This is a genomic window from Stappia sp., assembly GCF_965276915.1.
In the GTDB taxonomy this organism is placed as follows: domain Bacteria; phylum Pseudomonadota; class Alphaproteobacteria; order Rhizobiales; family Stappiaceae; genus Stappia.
In genome coordinates, this window is sequence record NZ_OZ255709.1 from 94,031 (window position 1) to 107,769 (window position 13,739).

A 13,739-nucleotide genomic window follows, 5' to 3' on the forward strand; every position below is an offset into this window, starting at 1 on the left:
ATGAGCACGCAAGCCCCGACGATCCACTCCTCCCTGCTCTATCTCGACGGTGTCAGCGTCTCCTTCGACGGATTCAAGGCGCTCAACAACCTGTCCTTTCTCATCGGCCGCAACGAGATGCGGGCAATCATCGGGCCCAACGGCGCCGGCAAGACGACGATGATGGATGTCATCACCGGCAAGACCCGGCCCGACACTGGCACATTGCGGTTCGACAAGGACATCGATCTCACCCGCCATGACGAGGCGGAAATCGCCGGCTTCGGCATCGGCCGCAAGTTCCAGAAGCCCACCGTCTTCGAGAGCCACACGGTGGAGGACAACATCGCACTCGCCCTGAAGGCGCCGCGCGGGCCGCTCGCGACCCTGTTCCACAGCCAGCAACCGGGCGAGCAGGGCCGCATCGATGCGCTGCTCGACCTGGTGCGCCTTTCTCCCCGCCGCGACGACCTTGCCGGCGATCTCAGCCATGGCCAGAAACAGTGGCTGGAGATCGGCATGCTGCTCGCCCAGGACCCGCAACTGTTGCTGATCGACGAACCGGCGGCCGGCATGACCGATGCGGAGACAGCCGCCACCGCCGACCTCCTGCGCGACATCGCGCAAACCCACTCCGTCGTCGTCGTCGAGCACGACATGACCTTCGTGCGCGCTCTCGACGTCAAGGTGACCGTGCTGCACGAAGGTTCGGTTCTGGCCGAAGGCTCGCTCGACCATGTTTCCTCCGACCAGAAGGTGATCGATGTCTATCTGGGGAGGTAACCACGGAACATGCAATCAGCGCTGGAACAAGGCCGCTGTTGCCATCTATGTGTCTTTCGTCGAGGCAAACCGACAGGAGATATACGATGCCATTCTTGGCCCTTCTTGCGACGATCGTCGTCGGCGCAGCGATCTGGTACTGGCGCTTGAAAATGCTCCGCGAAGCCGGAAGCGAGGTGATCGATTCCGTGGAGCGGATGCGCGGAGCCTACAAGCGCAAGCAGTTCCGCCGGAAGGTCGAGGATGCCCCCCTGGCGTCCATCGAGGATCCGGTGATCGCCGCGGTAACTTTCTACTTCTGCCTGGCGAAGGAAAAGCCCGCTCACAAGGACGAGGCCAAGGCCGTCATCCGCGAGGGGATGCAGGGGATCGTCCCGGCCGGCGACATGGAGGAGATGCTGACCTTCTGCGACTGGATCGCACAGAACGTCATCAATGCCGACGACCCGGTCCAGCGATTCCAGAAGCTCTGGAGAAGCCGTCTCGATCAGTCCGAACTGCACCAGTTGATCAGCATCGCCAGAGCTGTCTGCAACGTTGGCGGCGGGCCGGACGAGGAGCAGGAGCGGGTGCTGCAGGTTCTGAACCGCAAGCTGCTGAACTGACGAGCAAGCCCGAAACGGAGATTACATGCTGAACGTTGAGTCCATCGACCTCCATTACGGCGCGGCCCAGGCCCTGAAGAGCGTCTCGCTCACTGCCGAAACCGGCAAGGTCACCTGCGTGATGGGCCGCAACGGCGTCGGCAAGACCTCCACCTTGCGCGCGATCGCCGGCCAGCAGCCGATTTCCCGCGGAGCCATCCGTTGGAACGGCGAGGACATATCGCGCCTGACGCCCTATCAGCGTGCCCGCAAGGGCATTGCCCTGGTGCCGCAGGGGCGCGACATCTTCCCGTTGCTCAGCGTTCGCGAGAATCTCGAGACCGGCTATTCCGTCCTGCCGCGCACCGAGCGCCGGGTGCCCGACACGGTCTTCGAGCTGTTTCCGGTGCTGAAGGACATGCTGTCGCGGCGCGGTGGCGATCTCTCCGGCGGTCAGCAGCAACAGCTCGCCATCGGCCGTGCCATCGTCATGAAACCGCGCCTGCTCATCCTCGACGAGCCGACGGAGGGCATTCAGCCGTCGATCATCAAGGACATCGGCCGGGCAATCTCCTTCCTGCGCGACACCGGCGAGATGGCGATCATCCTGGTCGAACAGTATTTCGAGTTCGCCCGCGATCTCGCCGACCGTTTCGCCGTGATGGATCGCGGCGAGGTGGTTCTGGCCGGCGCCCGCGACGAGCTGGAGGAAAGCGCCGTGCGCGCTCACCTCACCGTCTGAAACCCGCCTTGCGTCGGTCGTGGCCGATTCAAGTCCGGTCGCGTGTCAGCCGCGACCGATATACGGCATCGCCGTCGCCATCACCGTCATGAACTGCACATTGGCCTCCAGGGGCAGGCTGGCCATGTGCAGGACCGACACAGCGACGTTGTCCACCGGCATCACGGGCTCCGCCCGCACCGTCCCGTCGGGCTGAGGCACGCCCTCGCTCATGCGCACCGTCATGTCCGAGGCGGCATTGCCGATGTCGATCTGGCCGCAGGCGATGTTGCACGCGCGCCCGTCGAGCGAGATCGACCGCGTCAACCCGGTGATCGCATGCTTCGATGCCGTATAGGCGACGGATCCGGGACGCGGCACATAGGCCGAAATCGATCCGTTGTTGATGATCCGCCCGCCTTGCGGATCCTGCGCCCGCATCGCCCGGAAGGCGCCGCGCGCAATCAGGAACGCCCCGTCGAGATTGACCGACATCACCTTGCGCCAGTCCTCGAAGGACAGATCCCCGACAGGCGTTCCCAGCACCGTCGTACCGGCATTGTTGAAGACCACGTCGAGCCGGCCGAACCGGCTCTGGATCGCGTCGAACAGGCTGTCGACCGCGGCAGGGTCGCTGACATCGCAGGCAACGGCAAGCGCGTTGGCCGGGTCGGCGCCGGATTCGTCGATGGCGCTGTCAAGAAGCGCCGCCCGCCGCCCGGCAAGCACCGTCCGGTATCCCGCGCGCAGGAAGGCAAGGGCACAGGCCTTGCCGACACCCGCCGTCGCCCCTGTCACCAGCGCAACATCACCCGCACCCGCCATGCCGTTTCCTCCGCTTTGCGTACCGCGGCACCGCTGATCATCGGCACCCTTCATTGCCCCTACAATGGACGTGGAGGATCGGAAAACGCAAGTCGTGACGGCAGCTTGAAGGCGTCTGCTCCCGCAGCCGGCCGGTCAGGCGAAGTTGCGGGCAACCAGAAAGGCGGATGTCGCCGAGACCCCCGTCACGAAGGTTCCCCAGGCAACGTCGATAATGGTCACGTCGAGCGGCCAGTTCCGCAGGGTCGCAAGATTGGTGAAATCATAGGTCGCGTAGGCGAAGAAGCCGAACAGGCATCCGTAGAGAAGCGCGTCTTGCCACTGCCCGGAACGCAATGCCGGAGCGACCGCGAAGATCACGATCCCGACCACATAGACGGCATAGAACGCACCCGCGACCGCGAAATTCACCTCGTCCGCCATCAGCGTCCCGAGTCGCTCGCGGTAGAAGGGTCCGGCGATCCGGGCAAGCCACAGGTAGTCGAGCGCGAAAAAGACGATGGCTGTGCCGAGGAAGGCGATCGCATGCGACATGGGAGGTTCCTTGCGTGACGTCTGCTACGTTTAACGCAATCCGAAGCCCAACGGTTCACCGGGCGCCGCAATCAGGAAGCCCGTCGCGAACCGTGCCGCCGGGCGGCCTTTTGCCCGTTCAGTCCTGTTCATGCACCGGAAAATGTCGATCCGCATGCGCTTTTCTCGCGTATCCCCTTCACACTCGATTGGAATGATTCTAAATTGACAATCAAGCGCGGCCCCCTCGCACACTCTGCGTGGCCTGCGAAACACGAAAGGAGAGCATCACATGAAGGGCAGTAGCAAGGTTATCGAAAGGCTGAACGAGGCCCTCTTTCTGGAGCTCGGCGCCGTCAACCAGTACTGGCTGCACTATCGCATGCTCGACGACTGGGGCCTCGCCAAGCTTGCCAAGAAGGAGCGGGCGGAATCCATCGAGGAGATGCAGCACGCCGACAAGATCATCGAGCGCATCCTGTTCCTCGAGGGCCACCCGAACCTGCAGAAGGTCGCTCCGCTGCGCATCGGCCAGGATGTCAAGGAGGTCCTGGAATCCGATCTTGCCGGCGAGCAGGATGCCCGCGCCTCCTATTCCAAGTCACGCGACATCTGTCACGACGAAGGCGACTACGTCACCATGAAGCTGTTCGAGGAGCTTCTGGCCGACGAGGAAGGCCATATCGACTTCCTCGAGACCCAGCTCGACCTGCTCGACAAGATCGGCGTGGAGCGCTACTCGCTGCTCAACTCCGCATCCGCCGACGAGGCCGAATAGGCCTCTCGCTCACGGCCTGTCCCGCATTCAGCCGCCGCGCGCAACACGCGTGGCGGCTTTTTTGTACCTGTACGTTTGCACCTGCACATGAGAAATCCCGCATAAGGCGCAGTCTGAAAGATACACAACCCAAAATCGGTTCCCCGGTCTATGCTGTGGCAACATCCACGCAGGCAGAAGGAACCGACAGCATGGCACTCCAGCCGGGTTTCGATTTCACCGAGGCAACCGCGATGATCGCCCTGTCGCAGGCGATCTACGGCGTTCCTGCGATCCCCGTCCCGACGCCCGATCCCGACAAGCTCGGCTGGTCGAAGGTCGACAGTCTTTCGCCTTCCGCCCCCACGCTGCTCGACAATCTCTGGCAGGTCTGGCGCAACGATAACAGGCCCGGCCAGTATGCAATCGTCGTGCGCGGCACCGTGGACACGGAGGCCAGCATCCTCGCGGACCTGCTGTTCCCGCTGGTCGATGCCCGGCTCGATCTCGCAATCAAAGTCGGCGGCATGAAACTCGACCTTCCCTTCCATCTGGCGCGGGACGAGACCGGCAGCGCGGTTGTCGCCGGCACGCATCTGGGCTTCAGCCTCAGTCTGCTGTTGATGCTGCTGACGACGGATCGCCCGCTGCTTGCCACGCTGAGCGAGCTCTCGCTCGATCCGCAGGCCGAGATCCTCATCACCGGACACAGCCAGGGTGCTTCCATCGCGACACTTCTGACTTCGTTCATCGGGCACGCCTCGGGTATCTTTTCCGGACTGTCCGGGCTGTCCTGCAAGACCTATGTCTTCGCTCCGGCCAAACCCGGTAACGATCACTACGGATACGACTACGACTTCATCGCAGGTGTCAGGGGGCTCGGTTGGACGATCGCCAGCACGCAAGGATGGGTGCCGCAGGTGCCGTTCACGCTCCAGATCCCCGGCGATCTCGATACACCCAACCCGCTGCATGAATATGGCGGCGCCCGGTCCTCTCTCGTCGATCCGCGCATCGCCGCGTTCTGCGCCACCGTGGAACCCGCCGTCGAGGCAGCTCGCTTGCAGGCCGTTGCCCATGCGCTCGAGGTCGCAAGCGATCTCAAGACGAGGCTCATCCGCGAAGGTGTCGTATCGCAGAACGCACTTCCCGGCCTCCCGGCAGGCACACGGCTCGACGGGACATCGGTGGCCGATGCGATCGACGGCATGCTCTCGCGCATCCAGCTCTCGTTGAATTTCACCACCGCCGGCTCGATGGTCCCGCTGTTTGCGGTGCCCGGCGGCAATCCGGCCGATCCGAAGGATTTCTTCTGGCAGCACCATCTCGGCAACTATTGGACCTATCTTCAGGAACAATACGGGCAGGCATGACAATCGCCGGCCCCGGTCGGCCCGTCGCGAACGTGCCCCGGCCTCTTGCCACCGGGTCCGGCGCTCGGCACTCTGGCGCGCGGAACAACATGCTCATCGGGAGGAATTTCGCATATGCGCGCATCCGTCGTCACACTTGCGCTTGCCACCTCGTTTCTCGTTTCCGCGCCGGCGTTTGCCGCATGCCCGGACGACGCCGCAATCGATGCGTTCCTCGCCGAGCGTGCCGCCGCGCGGCCGACCACGGCACCTGTCGCGGCCGGTGGCTCGATTGCCGACGCGCTGTGCGCGCAGGAAAAGATCGTCGCCCGGTTGTCCGCGGACCTCGGCCCGGTGGTCGGCTACAAGGCAGGCCTGACCTCGCCAAAGTCACAGGAGATCTTTGGCGTCAGCGAGCCGGTCTTCGGCACGTTGCTGAAGGGCATGATCCTGGAACCCGGCGCGAGTGTCAGCCCGTCCGATGCCGTTCGCGCGCTTTACGAGGCGGATCTCATCGTCGAGATTTCCGATGCGGCGGTGAACGAGGCATCCACGCCTGAGGAGGTTCTGGCCTCGATCGCCGGCGTCCGCCCGTTCCTGGAGCTTCCCGCCCTGGTCGTCGGCAAGGACGAGAAACTCGACGGCGCGGCGATCACTTCCATCAATGTCGGAGCCTGGCGCGGCGTCATGGGCGAGTTGATCGTCCTGCCCCAAGGCGCGGAGGGCGTTGCGATGCTCGCCGGGTTTACCGCCCGCCTCACCGACGACGCCACTGGCGAGACGCTTTCGGCCGCTCCCGGCAAAGCGGTTCTCGGCCATCCACTCAACGCGGTGACGTGGATCGCGGGCGTCCTCAAGGCGCAGGGCAAGGCGCTGAAGCCGGGAGACCTTGTCTCCGTCGGCTCGATCGGCCCGCTCCATCCGATGAAGCCGGGCATGAGCGTGACGCTCGCCTATGAGGGACTGCCCGGCACGCCGAAGATCGGCGCGTCGTTCAAGTAGCCCGCCAGTCGATCAGCGGAAGGACCCGACGTCCCGGGTCCTTCCCCCGTTCAGCGCTTCTTCTTGTTGAAGGCGGCCGCAAGGGCGGCGGCCATCGCGCCGTCGCCTCCCCCTTGCGAGCCGCCGCCCTGCGAGGCACCGCCTCCGGAGCGTCCTCCGCCTTTCGGGCCGCCCCCCTTGGGCGCGCCGCCACCAGGTCCGCCGCCTCGCGGCCCGTCTCCCCTTGGCCCACCGCCTCTCGGCCCACCGCCTCTCGGGTCGTTGCCGCGCGGATTGTGGCCCGGTCCTGCGCCGCGCCCGCCCGGCTGACCGGCTTCCGCCCCGCCATCCTTGCGCATCGTCAGCGCGATCCGCTTGCGCGCCATGTCGACCTCGACCACCCGCACACGCACGATGTCGCCCGCCTTCACGACCTCTGCCGGATCCTTCACAAACCGGTCGGCGATCTGGGAGACGTGGACCAGTCCGTCCTGATGAACGCCGATATCGACGAAAGCACCGAAGTTCGTGACGTTGGTGACCGTACCCTCGAGCCCCATGCCGGGCCTCAGGTCGCTCATCGTCTCGATGCCCTCGGCAAGCCGCGCCGTCTTGAACTCCGGGCGCGGGTCGCGTCCCGGCTTCTCCAGCTCCGCCAGGATGTCGCGCACCGTCGGCAGGCCGAAGGCGTCGTCGACGAAATCGGCCGGATCGAGCGTCTTCAACAGCCCCGCATTGCCCATCACTTCGGCCATCGGCCGCCCGCAAGCCTTCACGATACGGCTTGCCACCGGATAGGCTTCGGGATGCACGGATGAGGCATCAAGCGGATTGTCCCCACCCGGAACCCGCAGGAACCCGGCGCATTGCTCGAAGGCCTTCGGCCCCAGCCTTGCGACCTTCAGCAGCGCCTTGCGGTCCCGAAACGCGCCATTGGCCTCGCGATGCGCGACGACCGCTTCCGCCAGCCCTGCGGAAAGGCCTGACACCCGGCCAAGCAGCGCAACCGACGCGGTGTTGAGATCGACACCGACCGCATTCACCGCATCCTCGACGACCGCATCGAGCGAGCGGGCAAGCTTCGTCTGGTTGACGTCATGCTGGTACTGGCCGACGCCGATCGACTTCGGTTCGATCTTCACCAGCTCGGCAAGTGGGTCCTGAAGTCGCCGCGCGATCGAGGCCGCGCCGCGCAGCGACACGTCGACATCGGGAAGCTCGCGTGCTGCCTGCGCGCTGGCCGAATAGATCGAGGCGCCGGCCTCGTTGACGATGACGCGCGTCAGCTGCGCGTCAGGGACCTCCGTCATCAGTTCGGCGACAAGCCTGTCGGTCTCCCGGCTCGCGGTGCCGTTGCCGATGGCCACGAGCGTGGTCCCGTGCCGGGCGATCAGCGCCTTGAGCACCGCCTTGGCACCAGACACGTCGTTACGCGGCTGAAACGGATAGACGGTCGCCGTCTCCACCAGCTTGCCGGTGGCATCGACGACGGCCACCTTGACGCCCGTCCGGATGCCCGGGTCTAAGCCGAGCACCGCCTTGTGGCCGGCGGGTGCGGCCAGCAGCAGGTCTTTCAGATTGCGGGCGAAGACGTGGATCGCCTCGTCCTCGGCCCGCTCCCGCAGCGTGTTCATCAGGTCGAGTTCCAGGTGCAGCGACAGCTTGACCCGCCAGGCCCAGCGTGCGGTCTCTGCAAGCCACTTGTCCGCCGGACGGCCTCGCACCTCGATGCCGGCGGCATGCATCACCATGCGCTCCACCGGCCTGACCGGGTCGCTGTCCTCCTCGTCGACGACGAGTTCCAGAGCCAGCACACCCTCGTTGCGCCCGCGCAGCAGCGCCAGGGCTCGATGACTGGGAACGTCGGCCCATTTCTCGCGATAATCGAAATAGTCGGCGAACTTGGCGCCTGCCTCCGCCTGCCCGTCGACAACCCGCGAGCGCAGCACGCCGCCGCGCGCCAGATGAGAACGCAGCCGCCCGACAAGGGCGGCATTCTCGGAGAACCTTTCCATCAGGATCTGCCTGGCGCCATCGAGAGCCGCCTTCTCGTCGGCAACCCCCTTGTCGGCATCGATGAACCCGGCCGCTTCCTTCTGAGGATCGCGGGCGGGATCGCCGAGAAGCGCATCCGCCAGAGGCTCAAGCCCTGCCTCGCGGGCGATCTGCGCCTTGGTCCGCCGCTTCTTCTTGAAGGGGAGATAGAGATCCTCAAGCTGCGCCTTGGTATCGGCGGCAAGGATCTTCGTGCTCAGGTCCGCGTCGAGCTTGCCCTGCTCATCGACGGATTTCAGGATCGCCGCACGCCGCTCCTCCATCTCCCGCAGATAGGTGAGCCGCTCCTCCAGCGTACGCAACTGCGTGTCGTCCAGTCCGCCGGTCGCTTCCTTGCGATAGCGCGCGACGAAAGGCACCGTCGCACCGCCGTCGAGCAGCTCCACCGTCGCCTTGACCTGCTCCGGCCGGCAGGAGAGCTCACCCGCGATACGGCCCGCGATCTTCGCGGCCACCGCCGGCGGCAAGGCTGCCTTCGTACCCGAAGCGGAGGGAGAGGCAGAGGTCTCTGGGGCGTCAGTATAGGGATCTGTCATGCGGGCATCCGTACGGGCTGGCGGTCTTGCGCCCGTCTCGGCAACGAGCGCGGGCGGGCGCGCACCATACGCCCCGCCGCGATGGGACGCCACTCCTGCACCCGATTGCCCACAGGCGCGGGGCCGCTCAGCGCACGACGGTGATCGTGTGCGCGGCGCGCGTCACGGCCGTGTAGAGCCAACGGTCGCGGTATTCGCGAAAGGCCCAGCTCTCGTCGAACAGCACCACATCGTCCCACTGCGAGCCCTGTGCCTTGTGAACCGTCAGGGCATAGCCGTAATCGAACTCGTCGGAGCGCCGGCGTATCGCATAGGGGAGTTGTTCGGCACCTTCCTCGAAAAGACCCGGCAGCACCTTGACCTGAACCTTGGACTTGCCGCCCGCCTCGTCTTCCGGGCGCACGTCGAAGCGCAGCGTGTTGCCCCGCGCCGGCCGCAACCGGTCGACGGTCCACAGCCCGCCGTTCAGCAGCCCCTTGGTCTTGTCGTTGCGCAGGCACACGAGCTTGTCGCCCACTGCCGGCATCGGCGTGGTGAACCCTTTCAGCTCGCGGATGCGCCCGTTGTAGAGCCGCCGTGTCTTGTTGGTTCCGACCAGCACCTGATCGGCGGCCAGGATCGCACCCGCATCGATCTCCCGCCGGGAGATGATCCGGCTGTCGCCGTAACGACCCGGCGTCAGGTCGCCGCCCTCGCGGATCAGCATCGACATGTGGACAATCGGGTTGTCGCGCGCCTGCCGGTGCACCTCCGACAGCATGATGTCGGGCTCCGCCTCGGTGAAAAAGCCGCCGCCCTTGACCGGGGGAAGCTGCGCCGGATCGCCGAGCACCAGCACCGGCGTCCCGAAGGAGAGCAGGTCCCGGCCAAGATCCTCGTCCACCATCGAGCATTCGTCGATGACGATCAGCTTGGCCTTCGCCGCGACACTGTCCCGGTTGATGGAGAAGCTGAGCGAGCCCTCCTCCTCCTCCGTGTCGTCCTTGCGGCCGCGCGGCCGGTAGATCATCGCATGGATCGTGGTGGCGTCGACGCAGCCCTTCTGGCGCAGCACATGCGCCGCCTTGCCTGTAAATGCGCCGAAGGCGACATCTCCATCAAGACCTTCGGCCAGATGCCGGGCAAGTGTCGTCTTGCCCGTTCCGGCATAGCCGAAAAGACGGAACACCTGCTTGTCGCGCGTTTTCAGCCAGCGCGCCGTTTCAGCAAGCGCATCCTGTTGCTGGGGAGACCAGTCCATGAAGCGATTCCCGTTTGGTTCGCTCCCTGTCTACAGCTTCGGCGCGCGAAATGGCACCCGCAACACAGGGCTTTTCACGGCCGCGGATAGAGCTTCACGCCCGTGCCGGTAACGGAAAAGCCGGCCATGTAGGGATCGCGTTCGTCGAGCGTGATCGTCGACGTCCCGGTCTTCACTGCCCAGCCCTCAATGGTCGGAACGATGCCGGGCACACCGCCCACCGTTGTCTCCTCCTTGATCCCGCCGGTGAAGAGCGAGCCGATAACGCTTTCATGCACGAAACGATCACCGGTTTTCAGATGTCCGCGTGCGTGCAACTGGGCGAGGCGGGCCGAGGTTCCGGTGCCGCACGGGCTCCGGTCGATCGCCTTGTCGCCGTAGAAGACCGCGTTGCGCGCATCCGCCCCGGGCTGCATCGCAGGCCCCGTCCACTGGATATGCGTGATGCCGCGAATGCGGGCGTCTTCGGGATGGACCATCTCGTAGGTCTCGTTCAACGCCACGCGGAGAGCGGGACTGGCCGCCACAAGCCGGTCGATCTCCACCGAGCCGACACCGGCGAAATTCTCCTGTGGTTCGATGATCGCGTAGAAGTTGCCGCCATAGGCGACATCGAACCGTAGCCGGCCAAATTCCGGGCAGTCGATCTCCAGATCGCGCGCCGCAAGGAAGGAGGGCACATTGGTCAGGCGCACACTCTTCACATGCTCGCCGTCCGTCTCGTAGTCGGCGATAACGAGACCCGCCGGGGTTTCCAGCCGCGCAGTTCCGGGTATCGCCGGCCGCAGCAAGCCTTCCTCGATCGCCATCGTCACCGTGCCGATGGTTCCGTGTCCGCACATCGGCAGACAGCCCGAGGTCTCGATATAAAGGACCCCTATATCGCAATCGGGCCGCGTCGGGGGATAGAGGATCGAGCCGGACATCATGTCGTGACCGCGCGGCTCGAACATCAGGCCGGTCCGGATCCAGTCATGGCGGGCGAGAAAATCGGCGCGCCGCGCCAGCATGCTGTCACCGGCAAGCTGCGGACCGCCGCCGGCGACAAGGCGCACGGGATTGCCGCAAGTGTGGCCGTCGATGCAGAAGAACGTGTGGCGGGCCACGATGAACTCCCCGGATGGAGACCGGATGTCAGAACCGGTCGATGGCGTAGGGCGAAAGGTCGATCTCCGGCTTTTTTCCGGCGATCAGGTCGGCGACCAGATCGCCGGTAACGGCGGCCTGCGTCAAGCCGTGATGCGCATGGCCGAAAGCATAAGTGACGCCCGGTGTCGTGCGGCTGGCGGAGATCACCGGCAGGCTGTCGGGCATCGACGGACGAAACCCCATCCAGCGCTCGCCGCGATCCGCCTGCAGTCCCGGCACCACGCGTTTCGCCCTTGTCACCAGCGCATCCACCCGCTTCCAGTTCGGCTCGGCATCGAGCCCTGCGAATTCCACCGCGCCACCAATGCGCAGGCCCGCCTGGATCGGCGACAGCACGAACCCGTAGCCGGCCAGCATGACGAAGCGCCGGAAGGAAACGCCCGGTTCGGGAACAGTGATGTTGTACCCCCGCTCGGTGTCGAGCGGCACATCCTCGCCGAGTTTCGAGGCGAACCGGCGCGACCATGCTCCGCAGGCGACCACAAGTTGCCCGGCATGCCGGACCGGCCCCTCGCGCATGCGCAGCAGCAGACCGTCACCGCTGCGCCCGACGCACACGGCCTCGCCATCCTCGATCACGCCGCCGCGTGCCCGTACATGGGCGGCCAGGTCGAGGCACATTCCATGCGGATCGTCGAGATGCATCCAGCCCGGGACAAATGCCCCTCCCGCGACACTCGACCCGAGATCCGGCTCCATCTCGCGCATCTCGTCGCCGGAGAGTTCCCGCACCTCGATGCCGTGATCGCGCTGCAATTGCCAACCGGCACGCGCACCCGCGATCTCCCGCTGCTTGTCGAACACATCGAGGCATCCCTCGCGGCGCACCCGTGCCCCGCTTCCCGTCTCGCTCCACAACCGCTCCCATGCAGGCACGGCTGCAGCGTTCAGCGCGGCAATGGCGGAAACCGACTTCCGCCAGTTGGCCGGCCGCGAGGCCCCCATGAAGCGCAGCATCCAGGGCAGGATCGAAACCGCGTAGGAGGGACGCAGCGACAGCGGACCGAGCGGATCGAGCAGCCAGCCTGGCGCCTTGCGCCAGATCCCGGGCGAAGCCAAGGGCGCGACATCCGTCCAGGCAATGCCGGCCGCGTTGCCGCGCGAGGTCGCGCCGCCCGGGTCTCCCCGGTCGATCACCGTGACGGCATGACCGCGCCCCAGCAGCGTTGCCGCCGTGGCAAGGCCGATGATGCCGGCGCCCAGAATGGTCACATGGGGCAGATCGCTCATGATGCGCTGTCAGACCTCGATGCGATGATGCGCCGCCGGTGCATCAGACGTTGGGCAGGGCCGGCCGGCAATCGAGCGCAGCGCGGATCACCGCGTCCACCCGCTCGGACTCCGCCCCGCTGAGCGCCATGCGCGGCGCTCGGCAACGGTCGTTCGACCGGATCGCATGGACCTCGGCGCGCTTGATGTTCTGGACCAGATTGGTCGAGACATCGAGATCGAGCAAGGGGCGGAACCACCGGTAGATCGCACGCGCTTCCTCGATGCGCCCGGCCTGGGCAAGCTTCCAGATCGCCACCGTCTCCTTCGGAAAGGCGACGACGAGGCCGGCAACCCAGCCGGTTGCGCCCATCACGAGACTTTCCAGCGCCAGGTTGTCGACACCGGTGAAGACGTCGAAACGATCGCCGAAATGCGAGATCACCTCGCTGACCCTGCGGATGTCGTCGGTGGATTCCTTCATCGCCACGACCAGCGGCTCGACGGCGAGCGCCTCGAACATCGGCTGGGTCACATCGACGCCGTAAGCCACCGGATTGTTGTAGATCATCGTCGGCACGCCGGCGGCACGTGTCACGGCCAGCAGGTGGGCTACCGTCTCGTGCGGCGCCGACTTGTAGGGAACGCCCGGCAGCACCATCAACCCGTCGGCGCCGGCCTTCGCCGCCGCCTGCGCCGCCGAAACGGCCCGCCTGGTCGAACTCTCGCAGACGGTCATCAGCACCGGACGACCACTGGAAACCGACTTCGCGATCGCCAGGATCTCGAGCTTTTCCTCCGGCTCCAGCGCCATTGCCTCGCCAAGTGAACCGCACACGATCAGGCCGTCGACGCCGGCCTCCACCTGCAACGCAAAACAGCGCTCCATCTCGGCCCTGTCGAGCCTGTCATCATCGGTGAACTTGGTCGTTACCGCCGGAAAGACGCCCTGCCACATGATCGGATACTCCTTGCCGTCAACTGATATATCAGAAGCTGAAGCCACATTTTCACGTGACTTTCTTTCTGTCAACAACTGATATATCAATATTGAG

General features: G+C 65.4%; 13 protein-coding genes. 6 read left to right on the plus strand and 7 right to left on the minus strand.

Annotated features, from left to right (window positions below):
- From urtD to urtE, 3 genes are all read left to right on the plus strand, one after another.
- Window positions 1-762, plus strand: coding sequence for an urea ABC transporter ATP-binding protein UrtD (gene urtD / locus ACQY46_RS00415; protein ID WP_428698362.1), 762 nt, complete (start codon window positions 1-3; stop codon window positions 760-762).
- 86 nt (window positions 763-848) lie between these two features.
- The gene (locus tag ACQY46_RS00420; protein ID WP_428698363.1) at window positions 849-1,367 is read left to right on the plus strand and encodes a hypothetical protein; all 519 of its coding nucleotides are present in this window, start codon (window positions 849-851) and stop codon (window positions 1,365-1,367) included.
- Between the two features lie 25 nt (window positions 1,368-1,392).
- Window positions 1,393-2,088: an urea ABC transporter ATP-binding subunit UrtE gene (gene urtE, locus ACQY46_RS00425; protein ID WP_428698364.1), complete on the plus strand. Its 696-nt coding sequence runs from the start codon at window positions 1,393-1,395 to the stop codon at window positions 2,086-2,088.
- A gap of 45 nt (window positions 2,089-2,133) precedes the next feature.
- Here urtE and ACQY46_RS00430 read toward each other — a convergent pair whose 3' ends face one another.
- Window positions 2,134-2,892 (minus strand): SDR family oxidoreductase, encoded by a 759-nt coding sequence (locus tag ACQY46_RS00430; RefSeq protein WP_428698365.1) that lies wholly within the window; start codon window positions 2,890-2,892, stop codon window positions 2,134-2,136.
- Between the two features lie 135 nt (window positions 2,893-3,027).
- A complete protein-coding gene (locus ACQY46_RS00435; protein WP_428698366.1) occupies window positions 3,028-3,426 on the minus strand; it encodes a DUF2177 family protein in 399 nt (132 codons plus the stop codon).
- A 271-nt stretch (window positions 3,427-3,697) separates the two neighbouring features.
- Here ACQY46_RS00435 and bfr point away from each other — a divergent pair, with 271 nt between their 5' ends.
- The 3 genes from bfr (at window position 3,698) to ACQY46_RS00450 (ending at window position 6,516) form a co-directional block, all read left to right on the plus strand.
- Window positions 3,698-4,183, plus strand: coding sequence for a bacterioferritin (gene bfr, locus ACQY46_RS00440; RefSeq protein ID WP_428698367.1), 486 nt, complete (start codon window positions 3,698-3,700; stop codon window positions 4,181-4,183).
- A 191-nt stretch (window positions 4,184-4,374) separates the two neighbouring features.
- Window positions 4,375-5,535: a lipase family protein gene (locus tag ACQY46_RS00445; RefSeq protein WP_428698368.1), complete on the plus strand. Its 1,161-nt coding sequence runs from the start codon at window positions 4,375-4,377 to the stop codon at window positions 5,533-5,535.
- A gap of 114 nt (window positions 5,536-5,649) precedes the next feature.
- The gene (locus ACQY46_RS00450) at window positions 5,650-6,516 is read left to right on the plus strand and encodes a 2-keto-4-pentenoate hydratase (protein WP_428698369.1); all 867 of its coding nucleotides are present in this window, start codon (window positions 5,650-5,652) and stop codon (window positions 6,514-6,516) included.
- Window positions 6,517-6,566: 50 nt separating this feature from the next.
- On the opposite strand, the gene ACQY46_RS00455 is transcribed toward ACQY46_RS00450, so the two are convergent.
- From ACQY46_RS00455 to ACQY46_RS00475, 5 genes are all read right to left on the minus strand, one after another.
- Window positions 6,567-9,086, minus strand: coding sequence for a Tex family protein (locus ACQY46_RS00455; RefSeq protein WP_428698370.1), 2,520 nt, complete (start codon window positions 9,084-9,086; stop codon window positions 6,567-6,569).
- A 127-nt stretch (window positions 9,087-9,213) separates the two neighbouring features.
- Complete coding sequence (locus ACQY46_RS00460; protein WP_306029044.1) at window positions 9,214-10,326, minus strand: ATP-dependent DNA helicase; 1,113 nt, start codon at window positions 10,324-10,326, stop codon at window positions 9,214-9,216.
- A gap of 74 nt (window positions 10,327-10,400) precedes the next feature.
- The gene (locus ACQY46_RS00465; protein WP_428698371.1) at window positions 10,401-11,432 is read right to left on the minus strand and encodes a 4-hydroxyproline epimerase; all 1,032 of its coding nucleotides are present in this window, start codon (window positions 11,430-11,432) and stop codon (window positions 10,401-10,403) included.
- 28 nt (window positions 11,433-11,460) lie between these two features.
- Window positions 11,461-12,705 (minus strand): NAD(P)/FAD-dependent oxidoreductase, encoded by a 1,245-nt coding sequence (locus ACQY46_RS00470; protein WP_428698372.1) that lies wholly within the window; start codon window positions 12,703-12,705, stop codon window positions 11,461-11,463.
- Between the two features lie 43 nt (window positions 12,706-12,748).
- Window positions 12,749-13,642: a dihydrodipicolinate synthase family protein gene (locus ACQY46_RS00475; RefSeq protein ID WP_428698373.1), complete on the minus strand. Its 894-nt coding sequence runs from the start codon at window positions 13,640-13,642 to the stop codon at window positions 12,749-12,751.
- Window positions 13,643-13,739 lie beyond the last annotated feature (97 nt).